Below are 19,663 nucleotides of genomic sequence, written 5' to 3' on the forward strand. Positions count from 1 at the left end.
TGCTCCTCAAGAGCTTATCAGCGCGAAGAAAACGCCGCGCAAAGCGCAGCGCTCGGCCCAACTGTGCAGGGGCATCTTCAGATGTCCCGCAGCAGGCGGGAGAACATCGTCAGCGGCCTTTCCAGACCGGATCGCGTTTTTCGGCAAAGGCGCGGGCGCCTTCCAGGTTGTCCTCGGAGCCGTAAAGCACATCCACCGTCTTGAGCTGGCGCTGGGTGATGCGGTTCATCGCATCCTGAAACTTGCTGTCCTCGGCATCGCGCACAATTTCCTTGATCGCCGCATAAACCAGCGGCGGGCCGGAGGCCAAGAGCCTCGCCAGCTCCCTGGCGCGGTCCATCAGCTGATCCGCAGGAACGATCTCATTCACCAGGCCCCAACGGTTGGCTTCTTCGGCATCAAACCAGCGCCCGGTCAGCAGCAGTTCCATGGCGATATGGTAGGGGATGCGCTTGGGCAGCTTCACGCTGGCGGCGTCCGCCACGGTGCCGGAGCGGATTTCCGGCAGTGCAAAGGTCGCGTGACCAGCAGCGATGATCATATCCGCCGACAGCGCCAGCTCCAGCCCGCCGCCGCAGGCGATGCCGTTCACCGCCGCAATCACCGGCTTGTTCATGTCGCGCAGTTCCTGCAGCCCGCCAAAGCCGCCGACACCGTAGTCGCCATCCACCGCATCGCCGTCAGCCGCAGCCTTCAAATCCCAGCCCGGGCAAAAGAACTTCCCGCCGCCGCCGGTCAGGATCGCCACCCGCAGTTCCGGATCATCCCGGAAGCCGCGGAATACCTCCCCCATCACCCGGCTGGTGGCCAGGTCAATGGCATTGGCCTTGGGCCGGTCCAGCGTGACTTCCAGAATGGCGCCGTCGCGGCGGGTTTTCACTGGGCTGTTTTCGGTGCTGTCGCTCATCTCAACTCCTCCTGGCATCTGGCATGCCGTTCCTGTCTCAGGGCCGCAGCCCTAGTATTTCCGTCGCATCAGCGCATCCGCTGCCACAGCATCCGTTGGCGTGCAAAGAAGCGGGTTGATCTCGATCTCCTCCAGCCCCAGCGCGTTCTCCACCACATAGGCCTCAACTGCACGGATGGCGCGCAGGATCGCCTCGCGGTCTGCCGCCGAGGCACCGCGGTAGCCATCCAGAACCTTGGAAACCCGCAAGGATTTCAGCCCCGCCTCAATCTCCGCATCCGAGGCCGGCAGCAGGAAGGACGCGCTGTCCGCCATCAGTTCGGTCAAGGTGCCGCCCGCCGCCAGCGTCATGACAAAGCCATGCGCAGGATCTTTCACCACACCGATCAGCAGCTCCGCCACCGCGCCGGTGACCATCTCCTCCACCAGGAAACGCTCCGCAGGCATGTTGAACGCGGCATCGCTCACCTCCTGGCCTGAGTTCAGGTTCAAAACCACTGCCCCCGCCTCGGTCTTATGCGCGACGCCTTCGCCCTTCAGCACAACCGGGAAGCCGACATCCACCGCCACCGCGCGGGCATTGGTGGCCGACGCCGCCCGTTTGGAGCGCGGCGTGCGCAGCCCATAGCTGGAAAGCTGCCATTTCGCTTCGGCTTCCGGCACCAGATCAGGCTCCACAACCGGGGTTGGCAGCAGCAGCGGCGCAGGCGCTTCCGGCAGCGGCAGGCTGGCCGCCTCGCAAGCGGCAATCGCTTCGCTGAGACCGCAGAACGGCACCACGCCTGCGTCCATCAGCCGGGCCGCCACATCCTCCGGCAGCAGCTCTGGCAGGGTTGCCACCAGACCGACGTTGGCGCCGGTCCGCTCTCGCGAGCCGATAGCGGCCTGAATGGTGCATTCCCAGTCCGAGGCATCGCAGCGGTCGTCACGCGGGAAATCCACGATCAGCATGGTCATCGCCAGCTGCGGATCCATCATCGCCGAGAACGCCTTGGTCATCGCCTCGGTGTCGCGCCAGATATAGGTGTGATAGTCGAGCGGATTTGCCAGCGCAACCATCGGGCCCAGCGCGTCACGCAGGTCCGTTTTCTGGCGGTCGTTCAAAGGCGGAAATTCAACGTTGCGCGCATGGCCGGTATCCGCGGCCAGGCTTGCCTCCCCGCCGGAGCAGCTGATGGTTGCGATGCGGTTCGAGGGCAGCCGCCCTGCCACATGCAGCAGCTTCAGCGTCTCCAGAAAGGACGGCAGGTCTTCCAGACGCGGAATGCCAAGGCGTGAGAGCAAAGCCCCCGCACCCGCGTCACCGCCCGCAAGCGAGGCGGTATGAGAAACAGTTGCGGCCTGGGCCTCGGCCGATTTGCCGACTTTCAGCGCAATGACCGGCTTGCCCAGTTCCCGCGCCCGCGCGGCCAGCGCCTCAAAAGCGCGCAGATCGCCGAAGCCCTCGATGTGCAGACCCAGCGCGGTCACCCGGTCATCCTCCAGCAGCGCCTCGCCAATCGCCGCAATGCCCGACTGCGCCTGATTGCCCGCCGTCACCACATAGGCCAGCGGCAGGCCGCGTTTCTGCATGGTCAGGTTGATGGCGATATTGGAGCTTTGGGTGACAAGCGCCACGCCTTTCTCTGCCCGAGCGCCGCCATGCTGATCCGGCCACAGCAGGGCGCCGTCAAGGTAGTTGATGAAGCCGTAGCAATTGGGGCCAAGGAAGGGCATATCCCCCGCCGCCTGCAGAAGCTGCGCCTGCAGGTCCGCGCCTTCGGCGTCCTCGGCCGCAGCCTCCAGGAAGCCGGACGCAAAGCACACGGCCCCGCCCGCGCCGCGGGCGGACAGCGCCCGCACCACCTCGATCGTGGCAAAGCGGTTGACCCCTATGAAGGCTGCGTCAGGTGCCTCCGGCAGGCTGTCCGCATCCTTGAAGGCACGCATGCCCGCGACCTCTTCGGCTTTGGGGTGGACGGGCCAGATGGTGCCCTCGAACCCCATCTTCTGGCATTGCTCGATCACCAAACGGCACCATGCGCCGCCGCCGATCACAGCAATGGTTTTCGGGCGGAAAAGCCTTTTTAGAGAGTGCATTTGATCTTATTCACCGGTCTTGCCGCGGTCCAGGTGGCCGAGGTCTTGTTCAGGGTTGATCCGGTTGCGCACGCGGGTCTTCAGCTCTTTCACATAAGGAAAGCCGCCGTCCCGTTTGCGTTCCCAGACCAGCTCCTTATCAACATGGATCTCAAAGATCCCGCCCAAATCTCCGGGAACCAGTGTCACCCCGCCCAATTGGTCCTGGAAGGTCTGCAGCAGCTCCTGCGCCATCCAGCCCGCCCGCAGCAGCCAGTTGCAGCCGATGCAGTAGGTAATAGTAACAATGGGTTTCCCGGTTTGGGTCATGGATCAGCCTCCGACGGCGCGCAGCATTTCGCGGCTGATGATGTGCCGCTGGATTTCACTGGTGCCTTCCCAGATACGCTCGACCCGCGCGTCGCGCCAGATGCGTTCCAGCGGCAGCTCGTCCATCAGGCCCATGCCGCCGTGAATCTGGATCGCCTCATCGGCTACCATCGCCAGCATCTCGGTCGCCTTCAGCTTGGCCATCGACATGTCGCTCTCGGTGACGGTGCCCTGGTCGAATTTCCAGCCGGCTTCCCAGGTCAGCAGGTTCGCCGCCTTCAGCTCCAGCGCCATGTCGGCCAGCTTGAAGGAAATACCCTGGAACTTGCCGATCTGCTGGCCGAACTGCTTGCGCTCAGCTGCGTAGCTGATCGAGTGTTCCAGCGCCCGTTCCGCGCGGCCCAGGCAGGTAGCGGCCACTTGCAAGCGGGTGGCGCCCAGCCAGGTGTTGGCAACCTCAAACCCCTTGTCGACCTCGCCCAGAATGGCCGAGGAGGGCAGGCGGCAGTCGTCGAATTCCAGCACCGCATTGGTGTAGCCGCGGTGGCTGACGTTGCCGTAGCCGTCGCGCACCTCAAACCCGGGCGTGCCCTTATCGACAAAGAAGGCGGTGATCTTCTTTTTCGGCCCGCGCGGCGTGTCCTCCACCCCGGTTGCCATGAAGCAGATGGCGAAATCAGCGATGTCCGCGTGGCTGATGAAATGCTTGGTGCCGTTCAGGATCCAGTCATCGCCGTCCTGGCGCGCGGTGGCTTTCATGCCGCGCAGGTCGGAACCCGCGTCCGGCTCGGTCATCGCCAGGCAATCCCATTTCTCGCCCTTCATGCAGGGGAACAGGTACTTTTCTTTCTGCTCCTCAGTGCCTGCCAGCAGGATGTTCGACGGCCGCGCAACGCCGGTCCAGTGCAGCGCGTAATTGGCGCGGCCCAATTCCTTTTCATACATCAGCCAGGTCAGGGTATCGAGGCCGGCACCGCCCACTTCCTCGGGCATGTTGGCAGCATAAAGCCCCGCTTCCATCGCCTTCTTCTGCACCTCACGGATCACATCCATGTCCAGGTGGCCGGTGCGCTCAATCTCCGCCTCATGCGGATAGAGCTCCTTTTCCACAAAGGCGCGGGTGGTCTCAACGATCATCGACTGTTCTTCGGTCATCCCGAACTGCATGGCGGTCTTCCTTCGGCAAATCTGTTGCACATCAGACTACGCCGCTTGCAGGCACTCATCATGCAAGGTTAGAAATAATCATGCGAAGTTGGACAAAAGTTGCCGCTGCGGCGCAGCAATTGGATGTGCTGCTGTTTGATGCCTTTTCGGCCCATTGCCTGGCCAACACGGTGGAACCGCTGCGCGCAGCCAACACCTTTGCCGGGCGGCAGGTTTATGCCTGGCGGTTCCTGACGCTGGACGGCGAACCGGCGGTGTCGTCATCGGGCATGGAGGTGCGGGCGCATGGCAAGCTCGGCGATTGCAGCGGCGATCTGCTGATTGCAATGCCGTCTTATGACTTCCTTCGCCATGCCAGCGTGGCCACCGCCCGCGCGCTGAAATCCGCCTCCCGCCGCTACAAGAGACTGGCAGGCTTTGACACCGGTGCCTGGCTGCTGGCGCAGGCCGGGCTGCTGGACGGGCGGCAGGCGACCATCCACTGGGAAGAGCTGGGCCGTTTCACCGAGGCATTCCCCGAGGTTCAGGCCGAGCGTGCACGGCTGGTCCGGGACGGCGACCGCATCACATGCACTGGCGCGCTGGCCGCCTTTGACACCATGATGGAGCTGATCGGCGATCAGCATGGCGCCGCGCTGCGGCTGGAGGTTGCCGCACTGTTCATGGCGCCTGAGGCAACCGAAACACAGGACCCGATCCTGGTGCGCAGCAAATCGGTTGCCCGCGCGGTTGCGGTGATGCAGGCCAATCTGGAAACGCCCCTGCCGATTGCTGCCGTGGCCAGGAAAGCCGGCCGCAGCCAGAAGGATCTGGAGGCGCGGATGAAGGGGGAACTGGGTGCAACGCCGCAGGCCGTTTACCGGCGGCTGCGTCTGATACAGGCCAGAAAGCTCGTGCTGGAGACTGTTCTGAGCGTTTCCGAGATTGCCCTGCGCTGCGGCTATGACGACCCGAGCGCGCTGACCCGGGCCTTCAAGGCAGAGTTCGGAACCACCCCGCGCAGCCTGCGCAGCAGCGGCTAGGCCTGTTTGGCCGCCATCCATTGGTTCAGCCGCCACAATCCCCAGGCCAGCGGGATCGCCGCCAGACCTCCAATCACATAAGCCAGCGGCTCATCGGCAAAGGATTCGAACATCTGGGTATAGGCGTGGATCGCGGCAAAGGTCAGCGCCGAGTTGAACAACCCGCGCTGGTGCCGCTGCGCTGCCCAGAAGATCACTGCCGCCAGCACCGCTGCCCAGAGGACGGAATATACATGCTCGGAGATAAACAGCGCGCTGTCGCGGAAGGTATCGCGTGCGGCATGGAAACTGTCCCAATCGTCGTACTCGCTGCCGTAGTAGCGGCCCGGTCCCCACACGGTTTCGCCAACCACATCACCCCAGAGCGATCCAACCAGCGCGCAAAGGTTTGAGACCACAAACCCCAGGATCGCCAGAATGCGCAGGTGCCTAGCGTCACGCTCGGCCAGCTTGGCTGCACCCCAGAGGCAGAGCACGATCAGCAGCACCATCTGCAGGATCGTCAGCGTCGATTCCGGCGAATAGAACACATAGGCCGCGTGGAAATAGCTGGTGCCGGTCTCCAGCATCTGCGCAAAGGGCGCGATTGCCAGCGCGGTGACAAAGCGCACATCGACCAGCCAGCCGGCAGCAGCCAGCGCGGCGGCATAATAAAGCAGCGCCACGTTGCGAACCGGCGAGCCGATTTCATATTGCTGCAGCAGCAGCTCGATGCCGCCCAGATGCATCGCCAGCCCCATCAGCAGGACCGCCCCCAGCACAAAGCCCGCGGACCAGGCCCCGTGCCGCCAGCGCCAGCTGCAGATCAGCGCCACCAGCGCGCCGGCAGGCAGCATCACCCAGCCGGCGATGTCCTCGTATTTGTCGACCAGCTCGATCGAGGCGCCGCCCATCAGCATGCCCGCGCCGATCAGCGTGGCGGAGTTGCCGAACATCCGCAGCGTATCGCTGCTGCGCGCCAGAACAGCCAGCCCGCCGCCTAGCATCAGAATGCCGGTGACCGCCACCGCGAGCGGATCCGCCAGCCAGAAGATGAACCCGGCGGTGGCGGCGATGATCCCGAAACACAGGATCGCGTTCACCGCCAGCGATACCATCACCTCGCGCGAACGCGCCTCGATGGTGCGGGCCTGATCCGGGGTCAGCACCCCCTCTTCAACCAGGGCAGTTGTATCAGCAATGGCGTGCATCAGCGGTCCCTCGCAGCATCCTAACAGTTCAGCGCAACATGGACCGGCCTTCGCCAAGGGGAAAGGGGAGGATTTCCCAGCCCTTACCCCTTGGGACGGCTCGGCACCCAGGCATAGCCGTTTTCACACAGGATGTAGGCCTCTCTCAGGCCATGCGGCTTGTCCTTGGGCGCTTGAAGGATGGTGAACCCTGCTGCCTCCGCCCGGGCCACGGCCGCATCCGGATCGGTGTCGTAAAGCCGGATCTCGATCCCGGCCCCGCGCGGCGGGTTTTCCGGCAGCAGCCCCAGCAGCGGATTTTCCGCATATGTGCCGTCACTGTGCAGCTGAAACACCTGAGCGTCATAGGTGACAATGGCAAAATCCTGTGTCACCTGATGGCCTTTCATGGCGAAAACAGTCTCTAAGAAGGCAATTTCTGCTGGCACATCCCGCACCAGCAGGTTGATCCCGATCCCACGCAGGGAGCGGCCGAAACTGTCGGCATCTGTTTTTTCGTAATCCATATTCCACAGTCTTCCCCGGAAGCCGCCCGCCAGGCAACGCCAAATGCGTCAGCCTTCGGCGCCTTTTCACCATCCGCATGAAGCTTTGATGGCAAAGCCGGCAATCCGCTTGCCTTCCCGCCCGCAATCGGAACAATTGGATTATGTCAGAAAACATTTTTCCGAGCTGGCCCGACACCGCCCCGCAATTGATCGAAGTAGCCGCGGGCCGCGCGCCTGCCGACACGGTGATCCGGCAGGGCATCTGGGTCAATGTCCACACCCGCGAACAGCTGCCGGGCCATGATATTGCGATCAAGGCCGGGCGTATCGCCTATGTCGGGCCGGATGCCTCCTATTGCACCGGGCCGGAGACGCGGATCATCGATGCAAACGGACGTTACATGATCCCGGGCCTATGCGACGCCCACATGCATATCGAGAGCGGCATGCTGACGCCGGCGGAATTCGCGCGTGCAGTGATCCCGCATGGCACCACCTCGATGTTCACCGACCCGCATGAGATTGCCAATGTTCTGGGTCTGGACGGGGTGCGCTATATGCATGACGAGGCGCTGATGCAGCCCGTCAACATCTTCACTCAGATGCCCAGCTGCGCGCCCTCGGCACCAGGACTGGAGACCACCGGCTATGAAATCTCCGCCGAAGATGTGGCAGAGGCGATGAGCTGGCCCGGCGTCATCGGTCTGGGCGAGATGATGAACTTCCCCGGGGTGGCCAATGCCGACCCCAAGATGCTGGCCGAAATCGCCGCCACCCAGCGCGCAGGCAAGACCGTGGGCGGCCACTATGCCTCCCCCGACCTTGGCCCGGATTTCGCGGCCTACGTGGCCGGCGGCCCGGCGGACGATCACGAGGGTACATGCGAGGCGGATGCCATCGCCCGGGTGCGCCAGGGGATGCGGTCGATGATGCGGCTTGGTTCTGCCTGGTATGATGTCGAAAACCAGATCACCGCCGTCACCGAGAAGGGGCTGGATCCGCGCAACTTCATCCTCTGCACCGATGACTGCCATTCCGGCACGCTGGTCAACGACGGCCACATGAACCGGGTGGTGCGCCATGCGATTGCCTGCGGCTGCGACCCGGTGATTGCATTGCAGATGGCGACCATCAACACCGCTACCCATTTCGGGCTGGAGCGGGAGATCGGCTCCATTACTCCGGGCCGCCGCGCCGATGTGATCCTGACCTCCGATTTGCGCGAACTACCGATTGAGGTGGTGATCGCCCGAGGGCAGATCGTGGCAGAATCCGGCTCTATCAAAGTGGATTGCCCGCACTACGACTGGCCCGCCAGCGCCCGCGGCACTGTGCATCTGGGTCATGAAATGACAGAGCAGGATTTCGAACTGGCCGCGCCGGAAGGCGCCAATGCGGTCACTGCCAATGTGATCGGCGTGGTCGAAAACCAGGCCCCGACCAAGGCGCTGCAGGCGGAGTTGCCGGTGGTGGATGGTCTGGTCGAGGGCACCAATGAGGTCTGCCAGATCGCCCTGGTCGAACGCCACCGGGCCACCGGCGGCGTCACCAACGCCTTTGTCTCGGGTTTCGGCTACAGCGGTAAAATGGCGATGGCCTCCACCGTGGCGCATGACAGCCACCACATGATTGTTGTCGGCACCGACCGCGTGCAGATGGCGCTGGCGGCCAATCGGCTGGCGCAGGTTGGCGGCGGCATCACACTTTATAAAGACGGGCAGGAGCTGGCGCTGGTCGAGCTGCCGATTGCCGGCCTTATGTCCGACAGCCCCGCCACCGAGGTTGCCGCCAAGGCACAGGTGATGATGGAGGCGATGCAGGCCTGCGGCTGCGCGCTCAACAATGCCTACATGCAGCACTCGCTTCTGGCGCTGGTGGTGATCCCGGAACTGAGGATTTCTGACCTGGGCCTTGTCGACGTGCGCACATTCCAGAAAATCCCGGTAATCGAGCCTGCCCAATGATAACAACAAAACACCCCGGCCATCCGCCGGACGAAAGCTTCAATGACGCAACCGAGGCCGTGAACCGGCTGGAGCTGCTTTATAATCAGGCCACCGGGTTCCTGTGCGATGAGTTCATCCGCGCGATGGCCGACGGCGCGCCTGACAACCAGCGCATCCGCGCCTATTACCCGGAGATCCGGTTCTCCACCTTGACCTTCGCCCAGGTGGACAGCCGCCTCAGCTTCGGCCATGTCTCATCGCCCGGCACCTATGCCACCACGGTGACCCGGCCGGACCTGTTCCGCAATTACCTGATCCAGCAGATTGGCCTGCTGATCCGGAACCACGGCCAGCCGGTCACCATCAGCGTCTCGGACACCCCAATCCCGGTGCATTTCGCAGTGGCCTCACGCCCGGACCTGACGGTGCCGCAGGAGGGTGCGGCGGGCTTCACCCTGCGGGATGTGTTTGACGTTCCGGATCTGTCGACCACCAATGACGACATCGTCAACGGCACATACCAGCCAGCCAACGGCACCGGCCCGCTGGCGCTGTTCACAGCCCAACGCGTCGATTACTCGCTGGCGCGGCTCAGCCATTACACCGCCACCAGTGCCGAGCATTTTCAGAACCACGTGCTGTTCACCAACTACCAGTTCTATGTGGCGGAGTTCGAAGCCTATGCCCGCACCCGGCTGGCCGACCCGGACAGCGGCTACTCCAGCTTTGTCAGCACCGGCGATCACGAGATCACCGGCCCTGACGAGGTGATCCCCGAAGCAGGCAAGCTGCCGCAAATGCCCACCTACCACCTGAAGCGCGAGGACGGCAACGGCATCACCCTGGTCAACATCGGTGTCGGCCCCTCCAACGCCAAGACCGCAACCGACCACATCGCGGTGCTGCGCCCGCATGCGTGGCTGATGGTCGGCCATTGCGCGGGCCTCCGGAACACTCAGGCGCTGGGGGATTTCGTGCTGGCCCACGGCTACCTGCGCGAGGATCATGTGCTGGACGACGACCTGCCGATCTGGACCCCGATCCCGGCGCTTGCGGAAATCCAAGTCGCGCTGGAGGAGGCGGTGGCCGAGATCACCGAGTACGAGGGCTTCGATCTCAAGCGGATCATGCGCACCGGCACCGTCGCCACCATCGACAACCGCAACTGGGAGCTGCGCGACCAGTCCGGTCCGGTCCAGCGCCTGTCCCAGTCGCGCGCCGTCGCGCTGGACATGGAAAGCGCCACCATCGCCGCCAACGGCTACCGGTTCAGGGTGCCCTACGGCACGCTGCTCTGTGTTTCGGACAAGCCGCTGCATGGTGAGTTGAAGCTGCCGGGCATGGCGTCGGACTTTTATCAGACCCAGGTTGCGCGCCATCTGCAAATCGGCATAAGAGCTATGGAACGCCTGCGCGGCATGCCTTTGGAGCGTCTGCACAGCCGGAAATTGCGCTCGTTCGACGAAACAGCCTTCCTCTAAGGCGGTTTTTTGCAGTTTTCCTAGAAAAAATGCCCATTTTGGCCTGCGCGGAGCACACAAGAAGTTGTGTTATCATACAACATAACGATAATGTCACGCGATGAGGCCCCACAGTTCGGGCAGTTTAAGGAGACGAAGAATGTCCAAACCGATGACCAAAACCCAGCTTGTTGCCGCTCTGGCAGAGGAAATGGGCAGCGACAAGAAAGTCGCAGGCTCCGCACTGGAAGCGGTCTGCTCGCTGATCACCCGCGAAGTGTCGGGCGGCGGTGCCGTGACCCTGCCGGGCGTCGGCAAAATCTACTGCCGCGAGCGTCCCGAGCGCGAAGTGCGCAACCCGGCTACCGGTGAGAAGTTCACCAAGGAAGCCGACAAGGTGGTGAAAATGACCATCGCCAAAGCGCTGAAGGACAGCGTGAACGGCTGATACCGGATGTGATACGGACGGTTTGAGGGCTGCCCGCTGCGGGCGGCCCTTTTCTTTTGCACTGCACATACAGCCGACAGTTCGCCCGCCGCCGCAGCGTTGCTGATTGCAAAGCCGGTCCCGGCGGCGCAGGCTGAGGCCAACGCACAAGGGAGCCTGCACCATGGAGAACGTAAATCTGCTGCTGATCCTGGGTGCCGCTTTGCTGGCCGGCGCCAGCCCCGGCCCCGCCACCCTGACCATCGCCGGCACCGCCATGCAGCGCGGCCGCGCCGCCGGGCTGTCACTGGCAGCCGGCGTCAGCAGCGGTTCGCTGATCTGGTCGGTCTCTGCCGCATTTGGCCTAGGCGCGGTGATGCTGGCGAATGCCTGGATGTTCGAGGTGGTCCGCTACTTCGGCGCCGCCTACCTGATGTATCTGGCGGTCCGCTCCGCCCGCTCTGCCCTGCGCTCCGGCGCCCCGGAACTGCGCCCCTCCTCCGCACACTCGCTGCGCACCGCCTATGCCAAGGGGCTGGCACTGCATCTGACCAATCCCAAGGCGATCCTGTTCTTCGGCTCGCTCTACGCCATTGGCATTCCGCCCGGCACCGCGCCCTCAGCGCTGCTGGTGGTGATTGCCGCCATCGCGGTGCAAAGCACGCTGGTCTTCCATGGCTATGCGCTCCTGTTTTCCAGCGCCGCCGCCAGCCGCGTCTACATCCGCCTGCGCCGCGTGTTCGAAGCCCTGTTTGCCGCCGCCTTTGGCGCTGCCAGCTGGCAGATCTTTGCAGCCCGCCTCAGCTGACAGGGCTTGAATAACGGGGCTTGATCCCGCCGCCCGCTTCCCCGAAGGTCCGCCTCAGCAGAAAGGGTTGGGACAATGGATGCACGCGCAATTGCCATGGGGCTTGCCTTTGCCCTGATGTGGTCCTCGGCCTTCACCTCGGCCCGGATCATCGTGCAGGACGCATCGCCGCTGTTCTCGCTTGCTGTGCGTTTCCTGATCTCCGGCCTGATCGGCGTCGCCATCGCCCGCGCCCTGGGCCAGACTTGGCGGCTGACGCCGGGCCAGTGGCGCGCCACGTTTATTTTCGGCATCTGCCAGAACGCGCTCTACCTCGGCCTCAACTTTGTCGCCATGCAATGGATCGAGGCCTCCCTGGCTGCCATCATCGCCTCCACCATGCCACTGCTGGTGGCGCTGGCCGGATGGATGCTGTTCGGCGAGCGGCTGCGGCCCCTCGGCTATGCCGGACTGCTCGCGGGCATCCTGGGCGTCGCCCTGATCATGGGCACCCGACTCAGCGCCGGGGTGGATCTGATGGGAGTGTTCCTCTGCGTGATCGGCGTGCTGGCCCTCACTGCCGCCACCCTTGCCCTGCGCGGCGCCACCTCCGGCGGCAACTTCATGATGGTCGTGGGGCTGCAGATGCTGATCGGCTCCGCCATCCTGTTTTTCGCCGCACCGCTGAGCGAAGAGATTTTCGTCAATCCAACCTGGCGGCTGGCGGCGGCTTTCACCTACACCACCATCGTGCCGGGGCTGATGGCGACCTTCATCTGGGTGCTGCTCCTGAACCGCATCGGCGCGGTGCGCGCCGCCACCTTCCACTTTCTGAACCCGGTGTTCGGCGTCGCCGTCGCCAGCGTGCTGCTGGGCGAGAAACTCGGGCCGCTCGATGTGCTTGGCGTTGCCATCGTCACCGGCGGCATTCTGGCGGTGCAGCTCTCCCGCCAGCCTGCACATCCGCAAACCGGGCCCTCCCGCGCGGCAAAGCCGGGCTGACGCCCGTCCCTGCCCCTTGGGCCCGGCGCCGCTGCCGCGGCGCGGACCCGTTGCAAGTGCTTGCACTTCCGCCGTAACCTGATCCGCAAGGACATAAGCAGGAGGACGCGGCATGAGCGCGCAACTATCCCAGGTGCTGGACGCCATCGACGCCGCCAATGCCAAGGATCCCAACCTGGAAGACGGCCAGCCCGCCGCGCTGCTCTATGGCCAGCGGATGAGCGCGGAACAGGCGCGTCTGTTCCCGGACGCAGCCGAGCCATTGCAGATCGCCGCCCGCGGCCAGCATGTGGAGCGCTGGAAGCTGGAACGCAGCGCCTTCCCCGAAGGCCGCTCCGGCTATCTGGCCTGGCGCAAGGCCGAGGCAGAACACCACGCCGAAGTGGTCACCGCCCTGATGCAGGACGCGGGATATGGCGCAGAAGACGTCAGCGCCGCAGCACGGATGCTGCGCAAGGAAGGCATCAAGCGCGATGATCAGGTGCAAGCTCTGGAGGACATCATCTGCTTTGTCTTCCTGAAATGGTACTTTGAACCCTTCGCCGCCAAGCATCCCGCAGACAAGGTGCAGCGCATCGTCGAAAAGACCGCCCGCAAGATGTCGGCTGAGGCCCGCGCCCGGGTGCTGGGCGAATTCACCCTGCCCGCAGAGCTGGCCGGCGCCTTCGCCGCCTGACCGGCACCCGCTACACGGCTTTGCGAGCCGCCTGTAACAGGATTTGCATTTCCGCATCCAGACCCCATGTTCTGCACCAAACGCGAACAGGCGGGAGGACACCATGACCAAATATTTCAAGAACCCGGACGTTATCGCCACCCTCTCCGAGGAAGAGTTCTATGTGACCCAGAACGCGGGCACCGAACGGCCGGGCACCGGCAAGCTGCTGAACAACAAGGAGCCGGGCATCTACGTCGACATCGTCTCTGGAGAGCCGCTGTTTGCCTCCTCCGACAAATACGAGTCCGGCTGCGGCTGGCCCAGTTTCACCAAGCCGATCGAATCCGCGCATATCCAGGAGTTGGAGGACCGCAGCCTCGGCATGATCCGCACAGAGGTCCGCTCCACCCATGGCGACAGCCACCTGGGCCATGTGTTCCCCGATGGGCCGATGGACCGCGGCGGCCTGCGCTACTGCATCAATTCCGCCTCCCTGCGGTTCGTGCATCTGGACGACATGGAGGCGGAGGGATATGGCGCCTACATCAACCAAGTGGAGGTCGTGAAATGAGCACCACCGAACGCGCCGTTCTGGCAGGCGGCTGTTTCTGGGGCATGCAGGAACTGATCCGCAAACGCCCCGGCGTCATCAGCACCCGCGTCGGCTACACCGGCGGCGACGTGCCCAATGCCACCTACAGGAACCACGGCACCCATGCCGAAGGGATCGAGATCATCTTCGACCCCGCCGTCACCTCCTTCCGGGAGATGCTGGAGTTCTTCTTCCAGATCCACGACCCGACCACGGTCAACCGCCAGGGCAATGACCTGGGGATGAGCTACCGCTCGGCGATCTACTACGCGGACGAAACCCAAAAGGCCGTGGCCGAGGACACCATCGCCGACGTCAACGCCTCCGGCCTCTGGCCCGGCAAGGTGGTGACAGAGGTTGAACCCGTGGGCGACTTCTGGGAAGCCGAGCCTGAGCATCAGGACTACCTGCAGCGGCTGCCAACCGGCTACACCTGCCATTTCGCGCGGCCCGATTGGGTGCTGCCGAAGCGAAACGAAGCCGCTGAATAAGTAACTGGTGGCACAATTGTGCCACCAGTTCATTCACTCATCGTAGATCGGCGCAGAGGTTGCGCCTTTCACCAGATTAATCCCGTGGATGGCATCAGCTTTGTTCCAATAGCCTTCCGAGGAATCTGCTACAGTGTGGTGGTTTGCAGCTCGCAATGACCAACGCCATTGGTTCGCAGCATCTCGATATAGTTTGAAGTACATTCTTCAAACTCCTCTTGTTCGCGGACTAACGCCGCGTCTCCAGAAAATGCTGCTCTGCACTTGACCGTCACGTTAATCGCATGCGATTCTAAGACGTGTTTCGCGACACGGCCGTTTGCAATGCAGCGGCTCGGCGCCTTGGGGAATCCCCTTGGCGCCTTTCATTTTATCCACAGCCCCACAGGAGTCGAGTCTTTTACTTGTGGCAACCCACAGCAAGTTGTGGAAAGCGAACAAGAGACAGACGATATATGGATTTCATTCCGCGGCCACCCGCGGCCGCCCGCTGGCTTCCACCGTCAGCGTGCCTTCGACGAAAACCTCCCGCGACTCCACCTGCGCGGTGCGGATATCCCGCTCCACATGCACATGGATATCCTCGGCGCCCGCTTCCTCTGCTGCACCGCGAGCCTCACCCGCCAGCGCCGCCTCCAGTGCTGCCAGCGCCTCGTCCGAGGCCTGGTAGTCCACCGGGCCGCTCTCCAAATGCACCCGGTACTTGCCCTCGGAAGGCGAGGTCACGGTGCCGCTGCGCCGCATGGTGACGCGCCCCACTACAGCGCCGATGGCATTGGCCACACCGACGTGCTCCGGCAGGATCATGTTGCAGTGCAGCCGCTCTCCCACCGCGGGGTAATAGCTGGGGGCAGAGGCGCCCAACCCCACCACGTCCACATTCAGCGCGGCATCCAGCGCCAGCAGCCCGCGGTGCTTTGCCAGCCCGCGGTGCATCAGCACATGCCGCGCCAGCTGATCCTCTGGCAGGCCAAAACTTTCCGCCTCCTCGGCAAAAGCAGATTCTAACAAGGTCAAAGCCGTCTGTTCAGTCAACTGATCAATGATCATCTGCGCCAGCGTTCCAGCGTCTTTCGCCACCATGTCGCCGCTGCCAACCCTGCGGCGGGCAAACAGTGTCAGCGCCTTCTCTGCCGCCTCGCGGTCCCAGGCCTCAACCCGGCCCAGCACATGGCTGGCGTCCGAGGGCGTCACGCCGGAAACCTGCACCAGCCCGCGGTCCACCAGCCGGCCCAATGAGCCATGCTCCATCCGGGTGCGCAGAATCTGGCCCAGCGGATGCACCTGCATCCCGATCCGCGCCAGCAGACCGGCCTCCCGCTCGCTGAGCCCCGCCACCGGCACCCCAGGGACCGCCCGCACGAAACGCCCGTCAAACTCGCCCACGGCGGAGTTGCGCAGCTGTTCGTCAAGCGCCGCATGCACCACTTCGGGCGCATCGGTCGCAATCAGCGAAACCGGCACCACCCGGCGCGGCCCCAGGGTCAGCCCGCCGGACAGCCCGCTGGTGTTCAGATGCACCTGGCTGTCACCGCCCAGGCCGGTGGTCCGCATCGCCACTGCCTCCACCATGGTGCGGAACGCCCCGACCCGGGCGCCCGCCGGATCAATCGCAGGCTTGCCGTCTTTGATCAGCGCCACATCCGTCGTGGTGCCGCCGATGTCGCTGACCAGCGCATGATTCGCCCCGGTCATCCAGCGCGCGCCGACGATTGACGCCGCTGGGCCGGACAGGATTGTCTCGATCGGCCGCTCCCGCGCCTGCTCGCCGCTCATCAGCGCTCCGTCTCCGCGCACCACCATCATCGGCGCCTCGATCTCCAGATCGCGCAGCGTGTCCTGCGCCCGCCCGATCAGCCGGTCAATCATCCCGATGAGGCGGGCGTTCAGCACCGCCGTCACCGCCCGCTTGGGCCCATTCAGTTTGGCCGACAGCTGGTGTGAGCAGGTGGCTGGAGCGCCGGTCATCTCGTGAATGATCCGCGCCACCTCGACCTCATGTGCTGGGTTGCGGGTGGCAAAGACCCCGGCCACGGCAAAGCCGGTCACCCCTTGGCCCTCAGTGCGCAGGAACAGCTCCAGCGCCTCTGTGTCCAGGGGTGCTGCCTCGCTGCCGGCGTGGGTATGACCGCCGCCGATGACCAGCGCCGGATCACCCTTCAGCGCGTCGCGCAGACCGTGCCGGTCCAGATCGGCCTCGTTGAAGCCGATATAGATCAGCGCCACCCGGCCGCCCTGACCCTCGACCAGCGCATTGGTCGCCAGCGTAGTGGACAGCGCCGCCAGCGACACCTCCTGCGGCTGTACCCCGGATTGCTCCAGCACCGCCCGGATTGCGCCGCCGACACCGATTGCCAAATCCTGGCGCGTCGTCAGCGACTTGGCAGAGGCGATCACCTCCTTCTCGTCGCGGATCAGCACCGCATCCGTATAGGTTCCGCCCGTGTCCACACCCAGCAGCAACGCCATGCCCAGCCCCTTCACACTCTGTTCGCCGGACCGGGTGTAACGCCTAATTGCGGCCCGTCCATCCTGTTTGCGTCACGAAAGCCGTTGAACCGCCCACCGCGCCGCATCCGCCACCGCCGGATCCGGATCCTCCGCCAGCCCCTGCGCCAGCTCCCGCAGCTCCGCCAGGCCGGAATTGCCAATCGCATAGAGCACATTGCGCACAAAACGGTCGCGCCCGATGCGCTTGATCGGCGAGCCGGAGAACTTTTCCCGGAACGCAGCGTCATCCAGCACCGCAAGCTCCGCCAGCCTCGGCGCCTTCAGCTCCTCGCGCGCGGCATAGCGCATGTCGCTGGCCGCCACCGCAAATTTGTTCCAGGGACAGGCCGCCAGGCAATCGTCGCAGCCATAGATCCGGTTGCCCAGCTTGCCGCGCAGATCCTCGTCCACTGGGCCTTTGTGCTCAATGGTCAGATAGGAGATACAGCGCCGCGCATCGACCTGGTAAGGTGCCGGAAAGGCATCGGTCGGGCAGCTGTCCAGACAGGCCCGGCAGGACCCGCAACGGTCCGGCTCTGCCCTGTCCGCCGGCAGCTCCAAAGTCGTAAAAACAGAGCCTAAAAAGGCCCAATTACCCCAATCCCGGCTTACCAGGTTGCTGTGCTTGCCCTGCCAGCCCAATCCTGCCGCCATGCCCAGCGCCTTCTCCGGCACCGGCGCGGTATCGACAAACACCTTCACCTGGCAATCCTCACCGGCCTCAGCGATCAGCCAGCGCGCCAGCCGCTTCAGCCGCTTCTTGACCAGGTCGTGGTAGTCCTTGTTCCGGGCATAGACAGACACCGCACCGCGGTCCGCCTGCCCCACCACCGCCATCGGGTCTTCATCCGGCGTGTAGCTTTCCGCCAGCATGATCACCGACCGCGCCTCTGGCCACAGTTGCGCCGGGTCGCCGCGCCAATGGCTGCGCTCCGCCATCCAGCCCATCTGCCCGTGATAGCCGGCGTCCAGGAACGCCTGCAGCCGCGCAGGCACCTGTGGCACATCCCACGGGCGGCAGATCCGGCAGGAGACGAATCCTTCCGCCAGCGCCTGCGCGACCAGTTTCTCCTTGATGCCGGACCCGTCTTTCATCTTTGCCCAAATACTCCGGGGGAGCGGCCCATCGGGCCGCGGGGGCAGCGCCCCAATACCCCGTTGATATCAGAAATCCAGATCAGTGTAATGCGGCGGCGGCCGGAACCCCGGCACCTGATCGGCCAGGATCGACCGGAACGCAGGCCGCGACTTGATCTTGGCGTACCAGTCCTTGACCACCGCCGAACGGTTCCAGTCCACATCCGAGATATAGTCCAGCGACGACAGATGCGCCGCCGCGGCGAAATCCGCCAGCGTCATCATGTCCCCGGCCAGCCAGCGCCGGTGGTCCAGCAGCCAGGCCATGTAATCCAGGTGGTATTTGATCGCCTTGGCGCCGGCCTTGACGTTGCGGCTGTCCGGATAGCCCTCGCCGGTGATCTTCTTGTTGACCCGCTCATAAAGCAGCTTTGACGTCACCTCGTGATGGAACTTGTCGTCAAACCAGCTCACCAGGCGGCGCACTTCATAACGGCCCGCGGCATCCTTGGGCATCAGCGGCGGCTCTGGGCGGGTTTCTTCAAGGTATTCGCAGATTGCGGCGCTCTCGGCCATCATCTGCCCGTCCAGCCGGATCACCGGCACCTTGGCGGCGGGGTTGCGGCGCAGAAAATCCGGATCCTGCTCCCAATAGCGCTCCTCGACCAGTTCAACCTCGATCTTCTTCTCTGCCAGCGACAGCCGCACCTTGCGGCAATAGGGGGACAGGGGAACGTGGTACAGGCGCGCCATGGCTACAGGGGATCTCCAGAAAACTTGCAACGGTTGGTTCAGCAATGCCTTGGGCGGGGCAAAGATTCAATCCTCGAAACAATCCGCCCGCCCGTCTGCGCGAATGGTGGCCGCTCCGTCCTGGATCTGCCGCGCCCGGCGCTGCACAAAGCTGGACGGTTTGCGGGCCGACCGCTCCTTGGGGTTGGGCAGCACCGCGGCAATCAGCGCCGCCTGACGGGCGCTCAGCTGATCCGGGCCAACCCCGAAATACTTGCGGGCTGCTGCTTCGGCGCCAAACACGCCCTCATCCATTTCGGCCACGTTCAGATAAACCTCCAGAATGCGCCGCTTGCTCCAGACGATTTCTACCGCTGGGGTCAGCAGCGTTTCCAGCACCTTACGCGGCCAGCTTCGGCCCTGCCACAGGAACACGTTCTTCACCACCTGTTGTGAAATGGTCGAGCCGCCGCGGCTGCCGCCCGCTTCGATTGCTGCCTGAATGGCCCGGGCATCAAATCCCCAATGGCGGCAGAACTGCGCATCCTCGGCCGCCACCACAGAACGTGCCAGCACCGGTGCCATTTCCTCCAGCGGCACCCACATCCGGTCCACGTCGCCCAAGCGGCGCTGCTCGGCCCAGATGGTATGGGTGATCGGCGGGTTCACCACCGAATACAGCAAGATGAGGGCAAGGAATACCGCGGCCACCGCCAGCGCCCCGCGCAAAACCCAGCGCCGCAGCCAGCGCAGCGGCTGGATCTTCAGCGGCGCCGTCTTCTTGCTGCTCTTGGATTTCTTCTTTTTTGCAACTGCCTTCGCCATGCCCCTCTATAGGC

20 protein-coding genes are annotated in these 19,663 nt (G+C 64.1%); 9 read left to right on the forward strand and 11 right to left on the reverse strand.

Annotated elements, in window-relative coordinates; all coding sequences use genetic code 11:
• Positions 1-109: 109 nt before the first annotated feature.
• From K3725_RS18225 to K3725_RS18240, 4 genes are read right to left on the reverse strand one after another with little or no spacing between them, the layout of a single operon-like run.
• Positions 110-907, reverse strand: coding sequence for a carnitinyl-CoA dehydratase (locus tag K3725_RS18225; RefSeq protein WP_260016657.1), 798 nt, complete (start codon positions 905-907; stop codon positions 110-112).
• A 51-nt stretch (positions 908-958) separates the two neighbouring features.
• Positions 959-2,986 (reverse strand): acetate--CoA ligase family protein, encoded by a 2,028-nt coding sequence (locus tag K3725_RS18230; RefSeq protein ID WP_260016658.1) that lies wholly within the window; start codon positions 2,984-2,986, stop codon positions 959-961.
• A gap of 6 nt (positions 2,987-2,992) precedes the next feature.
• Positions 2,993-3,295 (reverse strand): SelT/SelW/SelH family protein, encoded by a 303-nt coding sequence (locus K3725_RS18235; protein WP_260016659.1) that lies wholly within the window; start codon positions 3,293-3,295, stop codon positions 2,993-2,995.
• Between the two features lie 3 nt (positions 3,296-3,298).
• Positions 3,299-4,462, reverse strand: a complete 1,164-nt coding sequence (locus tag K3725_RS18240) for an acyl-CoA dehydrogenase family protein (protein WP_260016660.1) — start codon at positions 4,460-4,462, stop codon at positions 3,299-3,301.
• An 80-nt stretch (positions 4,463-4,542) separates the two neighbouring features.
• On the opposite strand from K3725_RS18240, the gene K3725_RS18245 reads away from it, so the two are divergent.
• Positions 4,543-5,484: a GlxA family transcriptional regulator gene (locus K3725_RS18245; protein ID WP_260016661.1), complete on the forward strand. Its 942-nt coding sequence runs from the start codon at positions 4,543-4,545 to the stop codon at positions 5,482-5,484.
• Here K3725_RS18245 and K3725_RS18250 read toward each other — a convergent pair.
• Positions 5,481-6,674, reverse strand: a complete 1,194-nt coding sequence (locus K3725_RS18250; protein ID WP_260016662.1) for a hypothetical protein — start codon at positions 6,672-6,674, stop codon at positions 5,481-5,483. The two genes, K3725_RS18245 and K3725_RS18250, sit on opposite strands and share 4 nt — an antisense overlap.
• Before the next feature lie 83 nt (positions 6,675-6,757).
• Positions 6,758-7,180: a VOC family protein gene (locus K3725_RS18255; RefSeq protein ID WP_260016663.1), complete on the reverse strand. Its 423-nt coding sequence runs from the start codon at positions 7,178-7,180 to the stop codon at positions 6,758-6,760.
• Positions 7,181-7,323: 143 nt separating this feature from the next.
• Between K3725_RS18255 and ade the strand changes: the two genes are divergently transcribed.
• The 8 genes from ade (at position 7,324) to msrA (ending at position 14,525) form a co-directional block, all read left to right on the forward strand.
• Entirely contained in the window at positions 7,324-9,126 is a 1,803-nt protein-coding gene (gene ade, locus K3725_RS18260) for an adenine deaminase (protein WP_260016664.1), read from the forward strand.
• Positions 9,123-10,589: an AMP nucleosidase gene (locus K3725_RS18265; protein WP_260016665.1), complete on the forward strand. Its 1,467-nt coding sequence runs from the start codon at positions 9,123-9,125 to the stop codon at positions 10,587-10,589. The genes ade and K3725_RS18265 overlap by 4 nt, the downstream gene beginning before the upstream one ends.
• Positions 10,590-10,728: 139 nt before the next feature.
• Positions 10,729-11,016: an HU family DNA-binding protein gene (locus K3725_RS18270; RefSeq protein WP_019297532.1), complete on the forward strand. Its 288-nt coding sequence runs from the start codon at positions 10,729-10,731 to the stop codon at positions 11,014-11,016.
• A gap of 163 nt (positions 11,017-11,179) precedes the next feature.
• Positions 11,180-11,803, forward strand: coding sequence for a LysE family transporter (locus K3725_RS18275; RefSeq protein WP_260016666.1), 624 nt, complete (start codon positions 11,180-11,182; stop codon positions 11,801-11,803).
• Positions 11,804-11,878: 75 nt separating this feature from the next.
• Positions 11,879-12,784, forward strand: coding sequence for a DMT family transporter (locus tag K3725_RS18280; protein ID WP_260016667.1), 906 nt, complete (start codon positions 11,879-11,881; stop codon positions 12,782-12,784).
• Positions 12,785-12,896: 112 nt separating this feature from the next.
• Entirely contained in the window at positions 12,897-13,460 is a 564-nt protein-coding gene (locus K3725_RS18285) for a DUF4202 domain-containing protein (protein WP_260016668.1), read from the forward strand.
• Positions 13,461-13,563: 103 nt separating this feature from the next.
• The gene (gene msrB / locus K3725_RS18290) at positions 13,564-14,013 is read left to right on the forward strand and encodes a peptide-methionine (R)-S-oxide reductase MsrB (RefSeq protein ID WP_260016669.1); all 450 of its coding nucleotides are present in this window, start codon (positions 13,564-13,566) and stop codon (positions 14,011-14,013) included.
• The gene (gene msrA, locus K3725_RS18295; RefSeq protein ID WP_039184988.1) at positions 14,010-14,525 is read left to right on the forward strand and encodes a peptide-methionine (S)-S-oxide reductase MsrA; all 516 of its coding nucleotides are present in this window, start codon (positions 14,010-14,012) and stop codon (positions 14,523-14,525) included. Before msrB ends, msrA begins: the two co-directional genes overlap by 4 nt.
• Positions 14,526-14,558: 33 nt before the next feature.
• On the opposite strand, the gene K3725_RS18300 is transcribed toward msrA, so the two are convergent.
• The 5 genes from K3725_RS18300 to mtgA all read right to left on the reverse strand — a co-directional run bounded on the left by K3725_RS18300 (position 14,559) and on the right by mtgA (position 19,649).
• Positions 14,559-14,729: a DUF1508 domain-containing protein gene (locus K3725_RS18300; RefSeq protein WP_260016670.1), complete on the reverse strand. Its 171-nt coding sequence runs from the start codon at positions 14,727-14,729 to the stop codon at positions 14,559-14,561.
• A 258-nt stretch (positions 14,730-14,987) separates the two neighbouring features.
• The gene (locus K3725_RS18305; RefSeq protein WP_260016671.1) at positions 14,988-16,994 is read right to left on the reverse strand and encodes a hydantoinase/oxoprolinase family protein; all 2,007 of its coding nucleotides are present in this window, start codon (positions 16,992-16,994) and stop codon (positions 14,988-14,990) included.
• A 72-nt stretch (positions 16,995-17,066) separates the two neighbouring features.
• The gene (queG, locus tag K3725_RS18310; RefSeq protein ID WP_260016672.1) at positions 17,067-18,110 is read right to left on the reverse strand and encodes a tRNA epoxyqueuosine(34) reductase QueG; all 1,044 of its coding nucleotides are present in this window, start codon (positions 18,108-18,110) and stop codon (positions 17,067-17,069) included.
• Between the two features lie 69 nt (positions 18,111-18,179).
• Positions 18,180-18,845 (reverse strand): glutathione S-transferase family protein, encoded by a 666-nt coding sequence (locus K3725_RS18315; RefSeq protein ID WP_260016673.1) that lies wholly within the window; start codon positions 18,843-18,845, stop codon positions 18,180-18,182.
• A gap of 66 nt (positions 18,846-18,911) precedes the next feature.
• The gene (mtgA, locus tag K3725_RS18320; RefSeq protein WP_260016674.1) at positions 18,912-19,649 is read right to left on the reverse strand and encodes a monofunctional biosynthetic peptidoglycan transglycosylase; all 738 of its coding nucleotides are present in this window, start codon (positions 19,647-19,649) and stop codon (positions 18,912-18,914) included.
• Positions 19,650-19,663 lie beyond the last annotated feature (14 nt).

Source organism: Leisingera sp. S132, from assembly GCF_025144465.1.
Classification (GTDB): Bacteria; Pseudomonadota; Alphaproteobacteria; order Rhodobacterales; family Rhodobacteraceae; genus Leisingera.

Bases quoted from the DNA above. Each gene is read 5' to 3' on its own strand.
- K3725_RS18245 (WP_260016661.1), top strand. From the start codon at position 4,543: ATGCGAAGTTGGACAAAAGTTGCCGCTGCGGCGCAGCAATTGGATGTG.
- K3725_RS18285 (WP_260016668.1), top strand. From the start codon at position 12,897: ATGAGCGCGCAACTATCCCAGGTGCTGGACGCCATCGACGCCGCCAAT.
- K3725_RS18275 (WP_260016666.1), top strand. From the start codon at position 11,180: ATGGAGAACGTAAATCTGCTGCTGATCCTGGGTGCCGCTTTGCTGGCC.
- K3725_RS18250 (WP_260016662.1), bottom strand. From the start codon at position 6,674: ATGCACGCCATTGCTGATACAACTGCCCTGGTTGAAGAGGGGGTGCTG.
- msrB (WP_260016669.1), top strand. From the start codon at position 13,564: ATGACCAAATATTTCAAGAACCCGGACGTTATCGCCACCCTCTCCGAG.
- K3725_RS18255 (WP_260016663.1), bottom strand. From the start codon at position 7,180: ATGGATTACGAAAAAACAGATGCCGACAGTTTCGGCCGCTCCCTGCGT.
- msrA (WP_039184988.1), top strand. From the start codon at position 14,010: ATGAGCACCACCGAACGCGCCGTTCTGGCAGGCGGCTGTTTCTGGGGC.
- K3725_RS18315 (WP_260016673.1), bottom strand. From the start codon at position 18,845: ATGGCGCGCCTGTACCACGTTCCCCTGTCCCCCTATTGCCGCAAGGTG.
- K3725_RS18235 (WP_260016659.1), bottom strand. From the start codon at position 3,295: ATGACCCAAACCGGGAAACCCATTGTTACTATTACCTACTGCATCGGC.
- queG (WP_260016672.1), bottom strand. From the start codon at position 18,110: ATGAAAGACGGGTCCGGCATCAAGGAGAAACTGGTCGCGCAGGCGCTG.
- K3725_RS18230 (WP_260016658.1), bottom strand. From the start codon at position 2,986: ATGCACTCTCTAAAAAGGCTTTTCCGCCCGAAAACCATTGCTGTGATC.
- mtgA (WP_260016674.1), bottom strand. From the start codon at position 19,649: ATGGCGAAGGCAGTTGCAAAAAAGAAGAAATCCAAGAGCAGCAAGAAG.
- K3725_RS18270 (WP_019297532.1), top strand. From the start codon at position 10,729: ATGTCCAAACCGATGACCAAAACCCAGCTTGTTGCCGCTCTGGCAGAG.
- K3725_RS18305 (WP_260016671.1), bottom strand. From the start codon at position 16,994: ATGGCGTTGCTGCTGGGTGTGGACACGGGCGGAACCTATACGGATGCG.
- K3725_RS18240 (WP_260016660.1), bottom strand. From the start codon at position 4,462: ATGCAGTTCGGGATGACCGAAGAACAGTCGATGATCGTTGAGACCACC.
- K3725_RS18280 (WP_260016667.1), top strand. From the start codon at position 11,879: ATGGATGCACGCGCAATTGCCATGGGGCTTGCCTTTGCCCTGATGTGG.
- ade (WP_260016664.1), top strand. From the start codon at position 7,324: ATGTCAGAAAACATTTTTCCGAGCTGGCCCGACACCGCCCCGCAATTG.
- K3725_RS18225 (WP_260016657.1), bottom strand. From the start codon at position 907: ATGAGCGACAGCACCGAAAACAGCCCAGTGAAAACCCGCCGCGACGGC.
- K3725_RS18265 (WP_260016665.1), top strand. From the start codon at position 9,123: ATGATAACAACAAAACACCCCGGCCATCCGCCGGACGAAAGCTTCAAT.
- K3725_RS18300 (WP_260016670.1), bottom strand. From the start codon at position 14,729: ATGTACTTCAAACTATATCGAGATGCTGCGAACCAATGGCGTTGGTCA.